At 52.8% G+C, this 18,439-nt stretch carries 14 protein-coding genes; 7 read left to right on the top strand and 7 right to left on the bottom strand.

Annotated features, from left to right (window positions below; translation table 11 throughout):
* Positions 1-15 precede the first annotated feature (15 nt).
* Positions 16-1,953 (bottom strand): hypothetical protein, encoded by a 1,938-nt coding sequence (locus tag KHO27_RS06590; RefSeq protein WP_214501442.1) that lies wholly within the window; start codon positions 1,951-1,953, stop codon positions 16-18.
* Between the two features lie 530 nt (positions 1,954-2,483).
* Here KHO27_RS06590 and KHO27_RS06595 point away from each other — a divergent pair.
* The 3 genes from KHO27_RS06595 (at position 2,484) to KHO27_RS06605 (ending at position 6,657) form a co-directional block, all read left to right on the top strand.
* Positions 2,484-4,634 (top strand): SEC-C metal-binding domain-containing protein, encoded by a 2,151-nt coding sequence (locus KHO27_RS06595; protein WP_250888420.1) that lies wholly within the window; start codon positions 2,484-2,486, stop codon positions 4,632-4,634.
* A 515-nt stretch (positions 4,635-5,149) separates the two neighbouring features.
* Positions 5,150-5,881 carry a caspase family protein gene (locus tag KHO27_RS06600; RefSeq protein ID WP_214501444.1) on the top strand — a complete coding sequence of 244 codons (732 nt, stop codon included), beginning with the start codon at positions 5,150-5,152 and terminating at the stop codon, positions 5,879-5,881.
* A gap of 2 nt (positions 5,882-5,883) precedes the next feature.
* The gene (locus tag KHO27_RS06605; protein ID WP_214501445.1) at positions 5,884-6,657 is read left to right on the top strand and encodes a hypothetical protein; all 774 of its coding nucleotides are present in this window, start codon (positions 5,884-5,886) and stop codon (positions 6,655-6,657) included.
* Positions 6,658-6,738: 81 nt separating this feature from the next.
* Here the strand turns inward: KHO27_RS06605 and KHO27_RS06610 are convergent, their stop codons facing one another.
* Both KHO27_RS06610 and KHO27_RS06615 read right to left on the bottom strand, forming a co-directional pair.
* Entirely contained in the window at positions 6,739-6,894 is a 156-nt protein-coding gene (locus KHO27_RS06610) for a type II toxin-antitoxin system Phd/YefM family antitoxin (protein ID WP_214501446.1), read from the bottom strand.
* 10 nt (positions 6,895-6,904) lie between these two features.
* Positions 6,905-7,906: a metallophosphoesterase gene (locus KHO27_RS06615; RefSeq protein ID WP_214501447.1), complete on the bottom strand. Its 1,002-nt coding sequence runs from the start codon at positions 7,904-7,906 to the stop codon at positions 6,905-6,907.
* A gap of 526 nt (positions 7,907-8,432) precedes the next feature.
* On the opposite strand from KHO27_RS06615, the gene hyoA reads away from it, so the two are divergent.
* On the top strand, positions 8,433-12,773 hold the full coding sequence (gene hyoA, locus KHO27_RS06620; protein ID WP_214501448.1) for an NACHT domain-containing antiphage protein HyoA: 4,341 nt from the start codon (positions 8,433-8,435) through the stop codon (positions 12,771-12,773).
* Between the two features lie 603 nt (positions 12,774-13,376).
* Here the strand turns inward: hyoA and KHO27_RS06625 are convergent.
* Positions 13,377-13,985, bottom strand: a complete 609-nt coding sequence (locus KHO27_RS06625; RefSeq protein WP_214501449.1) for a DUF262 domain-containing protein — start codon at positions 13,983-13,985, stop codon at positions 13,377-13,379.
* A gap of 271 nt (positions 13,986-14,256) precedes the next feature.
* On the opposite strand from KHO27_RS06625, the gene KHO27_RS06630 reads away from it, so the two are divergent.
* Positions 14,257-14,493 carry a hypothetical protein gene (locus KHO27_RS06630; protein WP_214501450.1) on the top strand — a complete coding sequence of 79 codons (237 nt, stop codon included), beginning with the start codon at positions 14,257-14,259 and terminating at the stop codon, positions 14,491-14,493.
* Between the two features lie 408 nt (positions 14,494-14,901).
* Here KHO27_RS06630 and KHO27_RS06635 read toward each other — a convergent pair whose 3' ends face one another.
* Positions 14,902-15,162, bottom strand: coding sequence for a hypothetical protein (locus KHO27_RS06635; protein WP_250888421.1), 261 nt, complete (start codon positions 15,160-15,162; stop codon positions 14,902-14,904).
* 201 nt (positions 15,163-15,363) lie between these two features.
* On the opposite strand from KHO27_RS06635, the gene KHO27_RS06640 reads away from it, so the two are divergent.
* Both KHO27_RS06640 and KHO27_RS06645 read left to right on the top strand, forming a co-directional pair.
* Positions 15,364-16,347 (top strand): DUF2971 domain-containing protein, encoded by a 984-nt coding sequence (locus KHO27_RS06640; protein WP_214501451.1) that lies wholly within the window; start codon positions 15,364-15,366, stop codon positions 16,345-16,347.
* Positions 16,348-16,375: 28 nt separating this feature from the next.
* A complete protein-coding gene (locus KHO27_RS06645) occupies positions 16,376-16,663 on the top strand; it encodes a hypothetical protein (RefSeq protein ID WP_145127521.1) in 288 nt (95 codons plus the stop codon).
* Positions 16,664-16,738: 75 nt separating this feature from the next.
* Here the strand turns inward: KHO27_RS06645 and KHO27_RS06650 are convergent, their stop codons facing one another.
* Both KHO27_RS06650 and KHO27_RS06655 read right to left on the bottom strand, forming a co-directional pair.
* Positions 16,739-17,806 (bottom strand): hypothetical protein, encoded by a 1,068-nt coding sequence (locus tag KHO27_RS06650; RefSeq protein WP_214501452.1) that lies wholly within the window; start codon positions 17,804-17,806, stop codon positions 16,739-16,741.
* Between the two features lie 102 nt (positions 17,807-17,908).
* Positions 17,909-18,370: a hypothetical protein gene (locus KHO27_RS06655; protein ID WP_214501453.1), complete on the bottom strand. Its 462-nt coding sequence runs from the start codon at positions 18,368-18,370 to the stop codon at positions 17,909-17,911.
* Positions 18,371-18,439 lie beyond the last annotated feature (69 nt).

The following is an 18,439-nucleotide window of genomic DNA, read 5'->3' on the forward strand; positions in this document are numbered from 1 at the left end:
ATCTCCTATCGATAGTCATTTGGAAAAAAGTGCTCGCAGGAGCATGCCGAGTAGGGCCGCGACTTTCGACTTCTGCTTGCGGGTGTTCGGCTGATGTCGTGGAAGAGGAGCCGCCTGGGGGCGGGGTGGAGTAGCCTGCGGGCGTTGCGGCTGATGAGCGCTTTGCTGGGCTTGTGGCCGGGATTGGACTGTACTCGCTGCGCGGTTTTGCAGAGGTTGGGTTTGTACAGCCGGCTGTGGCCTTGCTTGTGGCTGGGCCTGCGCTGGGCGAGGTGACGGCGCTGGCCTAGGTACGATCGCAGGGCGACCCTGATTTTTCCGCTCTGCCTCTTGAGTAGCTTTAAGGCTTTCGCGAGCCATGGTTGTGAGTTTATGTTTCTTGTGGCAGCTCTGACACCAAGGCTTAAAGCCTTTTTTGGCTTGTTTCTCGACGTATTTCTTTGACGCAGTAATCGTGGTTTTACAGCGTCCGCATGGCACGGAGATAGGGTCTCGGACGAAGAAGAATGAGCTGGGGAAAACCTCATTTCCGCAGTTTTTTTTCTCAATGGCGGATCGGTAACCTGTTAAGAGGACAATCCACTGATCTACAGAAATACGCTCACCCTCTCTGAACGTCTTTTGGAAAGCATTTCGAACATCTGCTTTCAGGTGGTTCCAAATGGTCTGCCAGTCGCCCGCCGGAGCATTCTCTCCAGAATGGTTTTCTGCGTCGCTGTGATCTCGATAGGGGAAATTCTTTGCCTTGATGTTTTCCGCCTGGGTACCGCCATTCTGCTGGGAGTAGGGCGTTTTGCCAGGGAACAAGATCATGAACAGCATCGTCGCCACGGAGAACAGCTCATGCTCCTTGGTGCGCATAAAATCCCCATACGTTTCGCCCTGTATCTCAGGGGCGGTGAACGCAATGGTGCCAACTGGGCATGGGAAGGCTTCGATCTGGAAACTGTCGGTGTCTACCATCCAGAGCTTCGTGCTGTCTTTGGTGATCAGCAGGTTGTTCGCGTTGATGTCACCTACCAGGATATTCAGGCTATGGAGAAAACGAATCTGCTCCAAGAACGCCAGGCACACGTTCACTAGGTCGATGCGCCCCCAAGTAGGAAAGCCTTTCAGGAACGCTGGTTTGATGAATATTCCCGAGAACATCGTCTTGCCTTCCGCTCTGGGCATCACGTAGCCGACAAACTCAGAGTGCTGGTTGTACACCACCGCTGTCGGCCAGCAGATGTCGGCACGGTTGAGCTTACGCGTGACCATCAGCTCGATTTTCTGGCGCCTTAACGTAGTCAGCTCTTTGGCGTGATAGACCTTACAGACCAAGGAGGGGTCACTGGTCTCGTAGATGACACCTTCACCCCCCTTACTGATCTCTCTCACCAGTCGCAGGGATCTTCCAGAGCTAGTGCTAACGACGTCACCTACGGCTGGAAGGACTCGGAACGGGAGTCGCTCATTCACAGCGCTGGTAGGCTTGCGGTGAAGGGTGAAAGGTGTGAGTTGCGTGGGCGGTGGCCACTTGTGACAGGCCACGCCATTGGCTTTTGCCTGGGTCAGTAACTGGTCGTCACTGGTAACGAGCGTCATGCGGTACTGACTTGCGACCTCCAAGAGGCGTGCCTGGGCTGTCTGAGCCACAAACTGCATGCGCTTGAAGATGTACGCAGGTGCACCGTCGAAGGTGAAGGAGGCGAGTAAATCACCTTCTAAGATTGAGCTGCCGTCAGGAAATACTCTCTTCCCTACGGCGCGATTGCCTTCGATTTGTCGCAGTACGCGGTCAGCATTGCGCCCTTGCTCGGTGGGCTGGACACGCTGATCAATCAGGATCGGTATGGCTTCGGCGAATAGCACCGGCACATTTTGCTTGGTGCGGATCTTCGAGATGATGTCCGGGAAGGCGAGAAGCACTCCGGCATCGATTAGCACTTTTTGAATTTTCGGTTCCGTCATAGGCCCCAGAGCATGTCGAGATCGTACTAGGTCAAGCAGCCTTCGAGCTTACAACGAAACCCGTGTACCAGAGCCATCCATGCTGGCTAACTGACGTCGAGCACTCGGGCAGGCCTGTATTTTTGTGATGTGATTCTCATTTTTCTCGTCAGCCTGGCTCAAATTTCACATGACTTCTCCGCATTTGCCTAAGTCGGCTAGTCGTCCGTTGACTCTCATCGCTCTGCGGAAGTGCTTCGCCGAATTGGCTTTTTGATCATCAAGGCTACAGTAGTGGTGCTGAAGGGATAAGACCGTTCAGCGCTGCGGGTTAGAACTGCCCCTACCACCATTGTCTGGTCGCGAAAGTGACTGGTACCAAAACCTTATCCAGGAAAAGGCCTCGGCGATTGACTTCTGAGATCTTCAGTGCGGTTGGAGGTGTTTGGGCCTGGAGCGCTGTAACCATCTAGGTCTAGCTGGCCAACGGGAGAGGCGTCCCTCATCACGAATACTGAGTCACATACCTTGGAGAGTCTGGAATGCAGTCCATGCAACGAAGCGAAGCCGAGATTTTTGAAGATCTGAGAGTTCTAACGGCCCAGCCTGGCTACGTTCATGCTATGGCCGGGATCTGTTATCGCGACAACCTCGTATCGTTCCAAGGTGAACACAAGGCTTCTGACTTAGAGCACCTATTCGACCGAAAAAGACTGAACCGCAATGAAATAAGCACGTTGATGGGGTTGATGATGCTTCAGCCTCTGGATTTAGCTGTGATCGATGAGGCCACTCTCAGGAGCTACGCTTCGCGTACTGACGAGTTGTTAGCCGAGCTTCACGAAGCTATGACCGGCCAAGCGGTCGGCGAATTGATATCGCAGGCTGAGCAGGGCGCCCCCATGGACGATTTTTGGCAAGGCGCAATGATGAGGGAACCGATTTTCTATGGCACCGAGTCAGCTTACAGCTTTCAGTACCGAGATCTCTTTGCAGTGAAGCATGCCCCAGATGACGACTGGCTAGAAAGGGTCATGGGCTTCAGCAGCGCCCAGGCACTGCGAGTTGCCAGTGCAATGTGTTCGCTGATGGATGCTCGAGCAACCTCTGGAGCGCGATTAGCCGGCGACACTAAGGTCGGTGAGATGCCGGCAGGCTCAGTGCTGGATCTATTCGAGTTCACCGCACTGGAGATTGCTCAGCGCTCGGGGCAGGCGTTGGCTGTCGTAGAAGCCGTTTTCCATGCGCTAACGTTCAGTGGTGACAATGGCCAGTTCAAGGAGGTTGGAGACTTCAACCAAGTCGCTGCGACCCCGCTTCTGCCGACAGGGCGTAGCTCAGTTTTGCTGTTTTCTCACTATTCGATTTACGAAGCGCTTTATGAGTCGCCATTTTTCTGGATGAACCAGGACAAGGATTATAAGCAACAGGCGTCGGACAATCGAGGTGCTTTCACCGAACAGTTCTCTCAGCGCCGCTTGGCAGCCGTCTTTGGAAAAGCCAATGTCTACACCAACGTCAATTTGATTGAGGGTAAGCGGATCGTCGCCGAAGCGGACGTGCTGGTCATCTTTGGTGACCGTATCATCATCGTTCAGGCTAAAGCCAAAAAGTTAACCCTAGCAGCCCGCAAAGGTAACGACGGACAGATCAAAGCGGATTTCGCTGCTGCTATCCAGAAAGCCTATGACCAAGGGGCTGAGTGTGCTGCGGCTATCAATTCTGGCAAATGCAGGCTCGAGGATGATCGTGGTCAGGCAGTCGTACTGCCGAAACAAATTAAGGAAATCTACCCGTTCTGTGTCGTCTCCGATCACTACCCTGCGCTGGCGTTCCAAGCTAGCCAGTACCTGAAGTACACCGAAGATGAGATCGTCCGCCCACCATTTGTGATGGACGTCTTTCTGCTGGATGTGCTGGCAGAGATGCTGGATACGCCGTTGCGTTTTCTTGGCTATGTCCGAATGCGTCTGGAGTCAGCTCAAAAACTGATGATGGGACACGAGCTTACTGCTCTGGCCTACCATCTGCGATGCAACCTCTGGCTTGATGGTGAATACAACATGGTCATGCTGGAGGACTCGATCGCAGCGGATTTGGACACTGCCATGGCTGTGCGACGAGAAGGTCTCCCAGGCAAGCGAGTGCCTGAAGGTATCCTCACCAAAATGAAAGGGACGTTCTACGAGCGCCTGATTGAACAGATCGAGCGCCGGCCCGATCCTGCAATTCTTGAACTGGGGTTCACTCTGCTTTCAATGGGGGAGGAGTCATGTACTACGGTTCATAAAGCCATCGAAGGCTTGACCGAAATGGCAAAGGCGGATGGTAAGCGTCATGACTTCGTTCTCGGAATGTCTGAGCCAGGAACAGGGATTTGCTTCCACTGCAATCCTAGGCCAAGCGAGGAGGCTGCTAGATCCCTAGAGGTACACTGCTCTAAACGAAAGTACGCTCAACGAGCAGCGGAGTGGTACGGAGTATCGGTGGGCCTGAGCGGGGAAATCCAATTTGGCATAACGTTAAATTCTCCATGGGAACGGTCACGTGCGATGGATGAGCTAACCAAGGACATGAAGCCTTCATCTTCATTTGGAACGGCGATGAAAACCATGGAGCGAGCACTCGTTCCTAAGAAATATGGACGCAATGACCCGTGCCCTTGTGGAAGTGGCTCTAAGTATAAGAAATGCTGTCTTTGAGATTAGATGCTTTTTCTTGAACTCCGTGTTACCACTGCAGGTAGGGGGGATTAATTGGATTTCAGACGCTGCTCCACGCACTTGATATGTCGAATTTCTCAGCATGGGCGAAGCCGTAGGACAGTCTTCTTTCTAACAGCGAAGGTTCGAAACTGCATATGATGAGTGCGAGATGACGTTGGTGTAGGCGCTTCCATAGATGAAAAATCCTTGCGACAAGTGCTGCAGGGCTTGTCTCATGCGGGGTAAGGCGGAATGGTATGAGCATTACCGAACAGGTCGGCTGTGCTCAGAATACCTATCGCGAGGTGCACCCCACAGCGGAGGTACGCATAAGCAGCACTCCGATCGGGCGTGGGTCACAAAACGGCCTGGACAGAATGATGGCGATTTAGTAGCTTCGCCGTCTAGGGGTTCAGCTCGCTTGCCAACCAAGGCTGTGACTTGTAGCCAGGAACTCAATGCGTGCCGCATTGACTCTTAGATTAAGTGTGCATTTTTAAAAGGCTCATGGAATGATCAGTAGAAAAGCAATTTTAATTGGGGCGCCAAGCGTGCCAAAATTTCTTCAAGGTGTTCTTCATGACTTGGAAGATATGAAGGACTTCCTTTGCTCCGATGCTGGCGGGGCATGGAGGGAAAATGAGATTGTTACACTGATCGATCAACCTGGTCATGTTGTTATGGAGCATGTACGTGCCGCCAAGGACGTGGATTACGTGTTCATTCTATGCGCTGGGCATGGGGAACACCACAGCAGTGGCACGGATAGCAGTACCGTAATCTGTCTAACCGAAACAGAAGACTTGGCAATCGATCTTATTAATCCACGAAATAAGAGACATTTCGTGGTCGTTGATGTGTGCAGGGATTTGGTGCCGGTGCAGGAGATCTCGAAAGCGGTATTGAAGGCTGCAATGGAAAGCTACAGCGCAGAAGATAAGTTTGATTATCGAACTGCCTTTGATTCGGCCGTAATGGATTGTCCAGAGGGAAGGATTGTTGCTTACTCCTGCAGCGTTGATCAGTCGGCGGGTGAGACTAATAGAGGGGGGATGTTTACTCAGTCTTTGATAGCAAGCCATGAGTATTTCTCGCCTAACTCTGGCTCTCATGGGTTAGTGACGGTTGAGCAGGCTTTCGAGTGGGCTAAAAATAACACTTATGAAAAAAATGCTCCTCAGATGCCTGTGCTTGAAGCTGGGCGTCGCCGAGTATTCTATCCGTTTGCTATCGTTAGGGCTTAAGTGTGTCTGACTATAATTCTGATAGGTGGGGAGATAAAGACGTAAAGTATCTGGTTATCGAGACGGTCGGCTATATTGTTTACATTGATTCGACCAATACTCTGGATTGGGAGACAAGTAAAGAATATGACTCAGACAATCAGCTGGGGCAGGCGAACCGGCAAAAAATTCTTTCTCAGATAGGTCTGTTGGAATGCAAGCCAAATAATCATATTCCGGAAAGATTTTCGCTAGACTTTAAGAGGTTGCTTGGTGAAGCGCTTGCCTGTGCCCTTGAGAACGAGTTTGAGACGGCTGCAAGTATTCTCGCTAGTGCCGAGAGTTACCTTAAGAACCGTAGCGAAGAAATTTCCCGAGAGTGGTACTTGAAGGAAGCCGGCAAAACTGTTTGTGTAATCTTGCTTGCGGGTATTTTGGTTTGGATTTTCAGAGAGCAGACTAAATCTGTGATCGGCAGTCTAGCTTTTCAGCTTGTTCTTACTGCAGTGGCTGGCGCAATGGGGGCTCTGCTATCGATCATAATGCGCATGGGTGGAGAGAAACTAGATTGTCATGTAGGTAAGACTATCCATGAGCTTGAAAGCCGCTATCGTGTGATAGCGGGCATGCTTTCAGCAATCTTCGTCTATCTCGCTGTAAACTCAGGTCTTGTCTTTTCTTTCGCTGAAAAAGGTGGTGCAGGATTCTTGTTCATAGGATTCTTAGCGGGGTTGACTGAGCGACTTGCGCCAAGTATTTCTGCGAAGGTCACTGACGCTGAAAAAATCTCGAAGTGACCGGTTTTGGAATTTTGACTGCATGGAGCGCGAGCGTCGGGGTTTGTGTTGGTTCCATATTTGTGGACAGAGGCTTGCTACTTAGGTCATAGAGTCAGGCGCTGGTTTAGGAACTTGGCCCATCGTGCAGACTGGCTTCCCGTGCCTAGTAATCACGAATGTCCTGCCGGCCTCAACGAGCCGAACGATACGGCGCCATCGGCGCCGAGCCTGGCTCAAGCTAATGATCTGTTCCATGCATCCCACTCTATCTAAGGAGCCGGCGAACCAAGCTTTCTGTCTGGCTTCCAGAGTGCTTGCTACAAAGCTCTTCAACCTTAGCTTCACGTCGTTCCCCGCTGACCAAGCTCAGCCCATGGAGGGCATTTAGCAACTGCTGCTGCTCATTGATGCCCGCCTGCAGTTCAAGCCACATTGAGGTCACTTGTTTCACGATGTCGTCCACGGCGATGGCATGAATTTGCGACTCGATCAGCTTGTTGGCGTTGAGGCTCGTCTTAAGCTGATGGGTCTTCTCTTCAAGCATCTGAAGCTTTTCTGTGAGGTGTTCTGCCTGGTCGAGGGATGCTTGCAAACCGTCGATGTAGATCATGTCCTCTTGAACGCAGTAAATCGCCAGAGAGCCGTCGCCGCCACCTGTGATATCAAGGGCAAGCACGTTGCCAAGTCGGACAGGCCGGGGCACCCAGGTATGGCCTGTGCAGACTCTCCATACGTCTCTGACGCCATCACGATGGTGCTTTTTGATACGGTCTCGCCCCCACAAAGCCATGTCTACGATAGCGGGGTTGTCGAGTTCGGCAACGAAGGTAGGCCAGGAAACACCTGCAGGCACATCTGCATGTACCACTCCAACAATTCCGTTCTCTGTTTCGATTTCGATCGCGATTGGAAGGCTGCTCAGTTTATCGATGATCATGCTTTTTGATTCGTCAGCGATCGTAAGCCACCAATCTGCGCCGTGAGACGCATAGCGAACCGAGGGATTCTCTCGGTATGCAGCGATGAGCATTTGCTCATGGTTGCCTTGTACGCTGAAAAACCAGGGCTCGCCCAGCAGCTTGAGGCCATCTAGAACTCCTGGCCCGCGATCAATCACATCACCTACAGCGATTACCCGATCCTTTGTTTTGTCGAACCCCAAAGCATGCAAGCCACGATGAAGATCCATCGTTTTGAAGTGGATGTCTCCGACTACAAAATCTCGTCCGGAATGGTTGGCTGGCAGGCGAAGAATCTTCGAATTCATAGGTGGGAGCTGGCTCCAGATTGGGCGTGCGGTAAATCCGTAACTAGCCTATTTTCCGCTTGTTAGGTGCCCAGGTCTACTGGAAAAATCCCATTGATAGCGCCTGCCGTAATGATCCCAAAATGGGACATTAACGGCCTTTTAGTGGCTTAATGTTCCCAAACGGGATCATTATAGCAAGCGCTGATTTGCCATGAAGGAGAGGGCAATGGATCGCAAACAAAGGACACCTCTGCTCCCGGATAACCCGCTGTATCAGAGAGCGGTTGAAGCACTTAAGAGGTATCACCAAGCCCAAATGGACGAGAGGCCAGCTGACGAAGTTGAGCGGCTGCGTATGGAAGCTGAACAGGCGTTTTAATTGGTCACCGACTACCAGTTAGAAGCCCTTGGTGGCCCCTCTCCAACACGACATTAGCGATTCTTCTCTCGGGGACGTTTGGCGAGGTCTAGGCCGATTTGCGCTAGGATGCCGTAACCGCAGCAGACCACGTCGGGACTGCACCAGACCAGCTTGAGACGCGCTATGGCCACGCAGTCGGACGCCTTCATTCATCTTGATCGAACGTTCTCCAAAATCCGTATGGATGGTGAAATTACTGACGACACCGATTTGGGTGGTCGGCACGGCAGAAGTGGAGAGCTACGTTGGCCAGATTTGCTCAGCCATCAACGAGTGGTGCTGCTGTCGGAAGCCGGATCAGGCAAGACAGCTGAAATTCGGAATGTCACCCGCCGGCTCCGAACTGAAGGAAAAACTGCTTTTTTCCTCCGGGTCGAAAACGTCATGTCTGAATTGGAGGATGCGTTTGAGGAAGGCTCCTTCGAGGAGTTTGAGAGATGGCTCAGTTCGGACACTCAAGGTTGGCTGCTGCTGGACTCAGTGGACGAAGCTCGGTTGGGCGATCCAAGGGAGTTTGAAAGGGCAATCCGTAAGCTTGGTCGGTTGACCCGAGGCATCGGAGCGAAGGCACACATCCTGATCACTGGGCGCACCAACGCCTGGCGTGCGAGTACAGATCTAGAGATTTGCGAAAGGGCTTTTGAGTTTGAGGCTAACGCTCGTCACGCACCGTCGCTATCGCTGGAGGGGGTGGACGGTGCACTCCACATGACGGCAAGCAAGCCTCAATCAGATGCATCGTTTCTTGTTGTGACGTTGGATGACATTCATGGCGAGCAAATTGATAGGTTCCTTGAATCTACCGGTGTTCAGAATGCCAAAGCCTTCCGTACCGCTGTTGAGCGACGTGAAGCGGAGTCTCTAACCACCAGACCACTGGATTTTTTAGAACTCGTCGATTTCTGGCATGAGCACCATCGCATCGGTACACGGTTAGAGCTGATGAAGAGCAGCATCGATCGCCGGCTTGTAGAACGTGATCAGAATCGAGCCGAGTTCAGGCCGATTGCACCAGGGCGGCTACGTGAGGGGGTGCGCCTACTCGCGGCAGCAACGACACTCGGTCGGAATGCGGCAATCCGTGTGCCCGACGGAGACGCAATTAAAAAAGGAATTCCTGTCCGCTCGGTGCTTATAGGTTGGGATGACGCAGAGGTGGGCGCTCTGCTGAGCCGACCCATTTTCGAGCCTGGTATTTATGGAACAGTCCGATTCCACCATCGAACTGTCCGAGAGTACCTAGCCGCAGAGTGGCTCCATGAGCTGATCCGTGGAGCCGCCTCGAGAGTCAAAATTGAGAACTTGTTTTTCCGCACTCAGTATGGATTGCAGGTGATCAATCCTTCGATGCGCCCGGTGTTGCCATGGTTGGCAATCTTAGATGGACGCATCTGCACGCGGCTTGAAGAATTGGCCCCAGAAGTCTTTTTTGAAGGAGGCGATCCTGGTCAGCTCCCACTGAGTACCCGCCAGAATATTCTGCGCAAGACGTGTGAGCAGTTAGCACAGCCTGCCCATAGCTGGGCGATAACAGACTATTCGTCCGTACAGCGGTTTGCGCACAGTGACCTTACTGATGACATCATCGAGCTGCTGGTGCTTTATCGCTCCAACGACGACATCGTTTGGTTTCTATTGAGGATGGTATGGCACGGCGAGGTGGTGGGTGCGCTTGCGGAGGTCAAACATTTCGCCCTGCATGCCGACCAAAAATATACGCGTCTGGCAGCGATGCGAGCGGTTATTGACCTGGGAACACCTCAAGATATCGCTGACGTCCGTCACGAGCTTTTAGCTGGTGAGGCAAAGCTCAGTCGTGAGTGGTTGGCTGAAGTGATCGATGGGCTATCACTCGACAGCGAGTGGCTGCCGTGGCTTCTTCATGCGCTCGAGAGAACTGAAAACAAAGAACGCTTTAGCGGTAGAGATACCCTCGTGGAGAAGCTTTACTCGTTATTGGATGCGTGTCGTTCTGAGAACCTTCCCGCTTTCATCCAGGGTCTCAGTGAACTCTTGGACAAGCCTCCGCTCACAGAGCAAGACTACAGCGCTATCTCTGAACAAAACCGATGGCTTGTCGAGATTGCGGGGGCTGCGGTGCTCCGCCTGCTCCAAGCGCGTGACCCCTTCACGCTGGATAAATCGGCGCTCTCGATTCTGAGTAAGCTTGCTCATGGGAGTGACTATGCAGAGCGAGATGATCGAGATCTCGACGAGATGCTAAGAGAGGCTGTCCCGGCGTGGCCTGAGCTTGATTACAAGTTGTTCTGGTATGACGTTGCAGAGGCCCGCAAAGGACGAGTGCATCGCGAACCCGTCACTCAAGTGTGGCAATTGTTAGGGTTCAACCCCTATTGGTCAATCAACAAAATGAGCTTCGGGGCAGCTTGCAATGACATCGTGATTCTTGCGGACGAGCAAGACCGAGTGATGGCGTTAAGCATGGCGTTCAGCATCTTCACTGAGCATGGCAAGCCTAACCAGTGGGAGGATCAGCTCAAATCATCGACCGGGCACCATCCTGAGCTGAGAGGCCAGCTCGAAGCTTTCTTGAACCCACCTAAGCAAGATACCCAGGAGTGGGAAATTAAAAAGGCTCAGTGGGAAGAGAAATCTGCTCGGCGCAAATCACAAGAGGCGGAGCGTCGCCGTTCTTGGCGAGAGGGGCTCGCTGCTGATGTAGGTCGGATTAACAACCCTAAGCCAGGCCTGATGACTCAAAGCCAAGCTTATCTGCTTGAATTCATGCGCGAGCGATCCTCGTCGAACAAATGGGCGAGCAGCGATTGGTCGTGCCTCATCGATGAGTTTGGCCTGCCGGTTGCCCAAGCGTTTCGTGACGGCGCAATAGACTTTTGGCGAGGGTATCGTCCAGTTCTACCGTCAGAAGGCGCGGCTCCCAATTCGACTCCATACCACGTGATTTTCGGGCTCTCAGGTCTCGCTATTGAGGCCAAAGAGCAGCCTCTATGTTTTGCCCAGATGTCAGTGGAGGATGCTCGAAATGCAGCACGATATGGACTGCTTGAGCTGAATGGATTCCCTGAGTGGCTTCCCGCGCTCGTCAAAATCCATCCTGGGCTGATCCAAGAAATAGTCGCCCATGAAGTCCGATACGAGATGGACACTCCTCATACAGAGCCTGGCGGAAATCGAGTCCTGCAAAGGCTGCGCTGGGGAGGCGAATGGATGTACGAAGATCTGGCAGCTTCCCTCTTGTCCCGTCTGAAGCAACCCGTTGAGGATTTAGAAGCTATTCAGCTGGCTCTTACTGTCATTCACGACTCGTCGATCAATGATGACGCGCTAGGCTCGCTCGCGAGCAAGCGTGCGTTGGAAGAAAGTAATGAAGAGATCGCACCTACCTGGTATGCCGTGTGGATTGGTACCCAGCCCTCTCTTGCTATACCGGCCTTGGCGTCGCGTATCGAATCGCTTGAATCTGATGATGCGAAGGCGAAATTCGCGATGCTTTCTCTCATCGCTCTGGTAGGCAGTCGCACAGCCAGTCGCTGCAGGCAAAACTATAAAGCTGTTGAACATGCCAAGTCGCTTTATCTACTGATGCACACGTATGTTCGCATCGCAGACGACATCGATCGTACAGGCGGAGGAGTGTATTCACCTGGTCTTCGTGATGATGCCCAGCATGCTCGTGACGGCCTTCTCGCCATCATCCGAGAGACACCTGGAAAAGCATCATTTCTAGCCCTGCAGGAAATCGCAGAGGCTCATCCTGCAGAGAGCCTCCGACCATGGAGCGCTTTTTATGCGCAGCAGAAAGCTACCGCTGGCTGCCAAACACCGCCTTGGGAGCCGGAGAAGGTCATCGATTTTAATAACAACTTGGAAAGCACTCCATCTACTCACCGTGAGCTTTGGAACCTCGCGATCGATCGCTTACTTGATTTGAAGCACCTGCTGGAAGAGAGCGATTCAAGTTGGGCTGAGCTGCTTCTGCCCTCAAGCCAAGAGACCTCAGTCCGCAAATACATCGGTGACTGGTGTAGAGACCGCGCTGCAGGCCGCTACGCAGTCAGCCAAGAAGAGCAGCTTGCGGACGATAAGCGCCCAGACTACAGATTCCTGAACACTCAGTTCGATGCGCCGGTGCCAGTCGAGCTTAAGCTCTCCCAGAATTGGAGCGGGCCGGATCATTTCGAGCGCCTAGAAAATCAGCTGTGTGGAGATTACTTGCGCGATGACCGGTCGAGCTGCGGAATCTTTTTGCTTGTGAGCCGGAATGACCAGACCAAATGGCAGACACCGAACGGTGATCGAGTAGGATTTGAAGGCTTGGTGAACGCCTTGCAGGAACACTGGCTGAGCATTGCATCCAGGTACCCTGGCGCTGAGGACATAAAGGTTATCGGCATCGATCTTACCAAGCGGGGAGGACAGGCATCGGCCAAGGCGATAAAAGCCGTAGAGACGAATACGCCAACAGGGAGAGATGACTCATGACTGATAGAAATGAAGGGGAGCATCAACTGCGGCGACTGCTCTGGGCTCTCTCCGCTCCCCCACCTGGCGATCCCACAGCGATAGCAGTCCTCCAGGATTTGGAGGCAATCGAGCACGATCTGGGCAGTGCGGTGCCGTCTTGCAAGCACCTCCTGATGCTCGTCAAAACATCGACTCCCCCTCATGCCGCAAGATAGTAGATGAGCGAACCATCCCATCGCCGTGGCGGGAGCATTTCACCGAAGCGAGTCTAGGTTCTACATGCGTAGCAGCGGGCCCATACCTTGACGACCTAGAGAAATTCGTCGTCGAATGGGAGAGGGGGATGACACCTCTCCAAGCATCATCGGGATGCAGCTAGCACCTACTTATATAGCTGATGGAGAGTTTGCAGCTTGTAGGCTACCTAGCGGCGATGGCTTACTAAGAGAGCTATGCACCTGTAAATGGCTCGTGCCTGAGCCTGGATTGTGCCGAAAATAGGGCGTTGTAACGTAAATTTTGGAATGTAACAGGAGCACCGTTACATTCCATTTTTTATGTTACAGAGGAGCGTCCTCGTGAAGCGCTCCGATCTGGACTCTAACGAAGAAGCAAGGCGCGCTAGCTAGAGGCCCGCTGATCTTCAGAGTGCGGCGTACCTCCGAATGCCCTGAGGTCATACGCCTGACGCAAGGTTACCTCATCACTAGAGCTCACCCGGGCTTGGGCGAAAGGCATGTTCAGAAATCGCTGGCGCTCTTCATTGCCTAGCTCAGACCAGAATCTCACCTGGCCAGACGCATCGGGCACCCCAAATCGTCCCAGCAGGTATTCCTCCAGGGCTGTCAAACGCTGCTGGCCGTCCAGCAGCACCTCGCTATTGATCGCAAACGCTCCAGCCTGATCGGCGTATTCGTACCAGTCATTGACCAAGTACGAACCAAGGTCTGCCCCCATCCAAATCGAGGTGATGAACTTGACCTTCTGTTCGTCCGTCCATACAGCCGGCCGCTGCCAGGGGGCGAGGGGATGACCCATAGCAAATCGTGTTGCCCAAGGATACTGGGCACATACCTTGGCAGGGTCTGCTGAATACTTTTCAAGGTTGGAAGCTAGCGTGTGTACCTGGTACATGTAGAGCGTGGTTTCGAGATGCTTTTGAGGCATACGTATGCTGTTGGAGTTTTCGGTGGAGCTGAAAACCTGAAATGCTTTGTGAAAGGTGGCCATTGGATCTCGACGAAGATAATTGATGGTCGATCATAATCGCGCGAATTTTGCTATGGGCGCGTATACTTTAAAGTGCATAAATATAACAGGGCGCTCGTCTTGTCCAGTCAGCAGCAGGTGGTAAGATGCATGGTAAAAATATTGAATATTAATCGATGGGGCTAATTATGTTCTTTATATGGTGCGTGGGAAGGCTTCGCGTACTATATAAAGAACAAATTTCCTTGGGCATATTCCGTCCACTGGAACAATAAATTAAAGCGGAGGGTCTATGGGGCGTGACGAGAAAGACACAGTCTACTGCCGCATCCAAATGCCATTGGCACAAGGTCAAGAGCTCATGAAGCTCGTCATGGAGCTACGAGCCTCGGGCGCACATGCTGAACTCAAGGCGGTTTTCTCAGAAATGATTGATGAGCTGCAGACGTCGGTCGACTTCGTCCAAGAAATGCTTCGCGGCCTAGAAGCGATCAACAAACCGTTCAGGTTGCCTGACCAGAAACCATGATGCTGAGATGCTCAGACGCGCTTCCTATAGGTGGTCTATGACCGGCCTATAGCTCAAGGGTTGATGACTGGAGCACGCTCTGGGCATTCAGCAGCCTTCAGGTGAATCTATAAACGACCATTCATCATATGGTGAGAAACTCTCCGGGTCGAAGGGCTCTGCTTGATCGCAACCTCCAGCGGCGCCAGGTTGGGTGACTTCCACTGAAGGCAACTGACAACCCCATGAGAAACGCCAACGTCTACCTCAACCTTCAATAACAGTGATCTGAGCATGATGGTTCCTCTCCCTCTCGGTAGCTTGAAATCAAGACGATGGGGGAGTTTGGTCAAGGTGATAGCGGGGAGGGGAGAGAAAAATCCGACGAAAAAACAATGTCTTATCCGTATACCCTTTACGGGAAGCAGGTCAGATCTGGCTGGTCTGGGCGTCGGAATTTGGCAAATTTTTGCGATGCATCGGTGAGATGAGATCCCGGTAGGACTCGCGACTCTGCAGTACCTGATCGCGAATTTCTTCTGGGTCGATCGCCATGCCTCCGCCGGGGGTGGTACGGAGGGTCTTGAGCTGATTGACAGCCTGGATGAACTCCCGCTCCTTCTCTTTCTCAGCTTCTGACCTCTTGTCCGGGAAGGCCCAGTCCCAGATTTGCTCAAGAAATTTCAGCATGTCTGTATCAACCACTTAGCTGGAAGGAGCTGATGGTATCGCGGCCAAGCTCGGATGGCCAAGCTCGGTTTCTACCAGGGGGTTGGGTGACACCCAGTACAGCAGAACAGGCCGCTAGGGAGGCCAGCAGTGAGGGAGAGCGTGGCTCCAGATGTGGTAATTTCTCCGGTTCAAGCGAGTCACGTAGACAAAGGAATTCGTGTGGATAGGGATTGGATAAGAGATTTCATTGAGAATTTTTCGTCAGCCACTATCGGTGATATGGACATCCCGAAGCTCATCAACGAGAAATACCTTCGCACGCCCAGTCAACTGTTCAAGATCAGAGCCTGCAGTGACCTGGCGCTGGAGAACCTAGCTAAGAAAACTCTCTGGTTGAGCTTGGCCAGTGAGTTCAATGACCCTTACGACACGGCCTTCTGGATTGACTACAAGAAGCTCGCCGCGTGGGAGAAACTCGTTGAGCTTGGTTTCAGCGATGATCAGATCGTCACCGCACTGGCGTGCGAAAATCCCATTTCAGCGGCAGTGGCGCTTGCTTCGGCACAAGAGCCGTGTCTCCTGGACGTCGAGCAGTGGCGACACGAAGTAGAGGTGTTGACGTCGAATCACCAGGCTGGGCAGCTCTCAACCCTTATTGATCAGATCAAAAGCAGCTACAAAATCTGCAGCCTGAGTGAGCGCGTGGATTCAGTGCTGATGTGGAGTCACTATGGCCACAACCACACCGGCTTTGCCATGGAGTACGAGTTCACAGGCCTTCATCGAAATCACCTTTCGACTCTCACTCTTTGGCCGGTGGTCTACACAAATAAACTGTTCGACGCCACCCACATCCAAAGAGCTCAACGCTTGGGCAAGGACTACAACGCCCTTTTTGGCATTGCTGCATCATTGTGTAAGGCTGTCGATTGGCGATATGAGCGTGAGTGGCGCTGGGTGGTTCCTGAAGATGACAGAGAGGTCAAAGGTATCAATGTCGCTGCGCCCCTCAAAGCCGTTCATCTCGGGGCCAAAATCTCGGATGCTGATGCGCTCAAGATCTTGAAGATCTGCAGAGACATCGATATACCAGTCTTCAAGGTCACGCTTGAACGCAATGAGTACAAGATGGTCTCGCTGCCTACCAACCTGGACGATTGGTGTTCCATCGATGGACGGCAGCAGGGCAACATGCCTTGGTAACAAAACCACGAACATTAAGGAGAGATGCATGGACGTAAAGTGGGAGCCACTGGTAGTTCACAACACCGGGCTGGGCGTGCTTCGAGGCTACCTGACAAAAGATGGGAAGCTGCTTGTGGAGAACACCTCGGAGGCTAAACTCGTCGGTTTCATGCCTGGAGGGGAGCGCCCGGTGGGCGACGCTCTAAAGAATCCCGAGAATGCCCTTATCGTCTCTGGCCCGCAGGCGTTTGCGGGGGAGTGGCTGTATGAAGGTCGGGACAACAAGAACGCAGATGCATTCACCCCTCCGGCGTTCATTTTCTACCGGAAATGAGGATAGACAGATTCGCCGAACGCAGGTTGAGCACACGAGCCTTTGCTTCATTTGGCTCGTGTCTCACCTAGCTTTTCAGATCTGTATGCCAAGCGTTCGCTTCATCCTGATGATCTCCATATCTGCCTCGCCGTTAGGCAGAGTCGCAGCGGAGTAAATTACCGAAAAGCTCGAGCCCGGCGGCTCTTGGTTCAAGGTCAACGCTACACCTGTCATTTTCATAGCATCCACCAAGACGTCGATGATCGGATCAAGGCCGGCAAGCCCATTCCACGACGTTTTGTTGTCCCAACATTTGCGCACTGCGACCAGGGCATCACTGAGGTAGGGAGCAAGCTCTCCAGTAGAGGAAGAAAACCGGTCGATGTCGATCTCTTGCTCCAGACCATCGAGATGACCCATCAAATACATTGAATGGTTTAGCGGCGTCGAGATGGCACCCAGGGTCTCAATCAACAAACGAGTCGCATCACGGTGCTCGTAGTGCGCTTTGATCGCCGAGCGGGCGCGTTCCACTGCACCCGACATCGAACGCTCAAGGTTTTCGGTGTATATGTCCGTCACCAAGTTGCCGCGACTGACCCCTGCGCTCAGTCGGCAGGCTGCATACTCTTCCCAAATGCCATGGGCGGCATCACGCAATATGCTCAGAGCCCAGTCACAGTCATGCTTCGCCAGCATAACCCCAGGAGAATGGCCTTCAAACCAAGCTGCTGTCTTCACGTGACCAAGTTCGTGGGCGATGAGGTTGGCCGCTCGCCAGAACTCCTCTGTATCTGGCTCGTGTTCGACTAAATCGAAAATGGCCTCGCCGTTCAGAACGACGTGCATCCTCACCGCGACTCCACGACGAACCCTCAGGGTTTTACCAACGCCTACAAGCCCGTTCTTATTGGTGTAGCTCTTCGCGATTTTGGACTCATAGCCCAGATCCACCGACGCCAGGGCCAAATCGTAGTTGAAGCCAATCGTGATGCCGTCCACGTTCGACAGGTTTAGGGCCTGTGCGATGGCGGTCACTAGGTTTTGAACGGTGGAGACGAATCTTGGCGTCCACTCTGCATCCGGTGGAGTGTCCCGAAATGAAATACCGAAAGAGGCAGAGGAGGGTGCTTGACCTTCCGGTTTGACGTCATCATTCACGTGCAGGTTTCCTCGCATAGCGCAGGTCGTAAGCCGCATTTAAAGGCCTGAAGCAAGGCGCCTGCAACGATCTGGCAAAGGCGCAGTTGCCTGCTACAAGGATCACCCTTTGAATTTGATCTCAGGGAATTTGTACTCCTGGCCTCGTTTACGTGCTACGTGGTAGCGCTGTACGTGAGCAGCGATTGCACACAACTGAGCGGAGGTGAAGCCTGCGAGCTTGTTGGCCAAGAGAACGCTCGAGATCTCATTATTCAGGCCAACCAGGTCTTCAACACCGACAACCAGTTGCGACTTCAACTCAGGGAAGGTAAGGGGGAGGCGGTATTTTCCGTGAAGCTCACGTTGAGCTTCAGCGATCAACTGCCATTCGGCCGGGTACAGGTCTGGTGTGTGCTCGTCCAAAAGAGAGGCAAACAGGAAAAAGACTGCCGAAATGGTATGCATGAACGTGTCATCGCTACCAGTCGCAATGTCGTTTGGGTCTTTGCGATCAACGAAAGAGAAGAGCAGATTCTTGGTAGGCTCATCAAAGTAGATGTCGATGGGGTCTGGGCGCTTCATGTGCTGTCCTTATTTCCGTAGCCCCGCTGGGGCGTATCACTGATCAGGTTTGGGTCGAGTGAAAGGGCG

The sequence above is a fragment of the Pseudomonas sp. RC3H12 genome (assembly GCF_018596375.1).
Taxonomy (GTDB): domain Bacteria; phylum Pseudomonadota; class Gammaproteobacteria; order Pseudomonadales; family Pseudomonadaceae; genus Aquipseudomonas.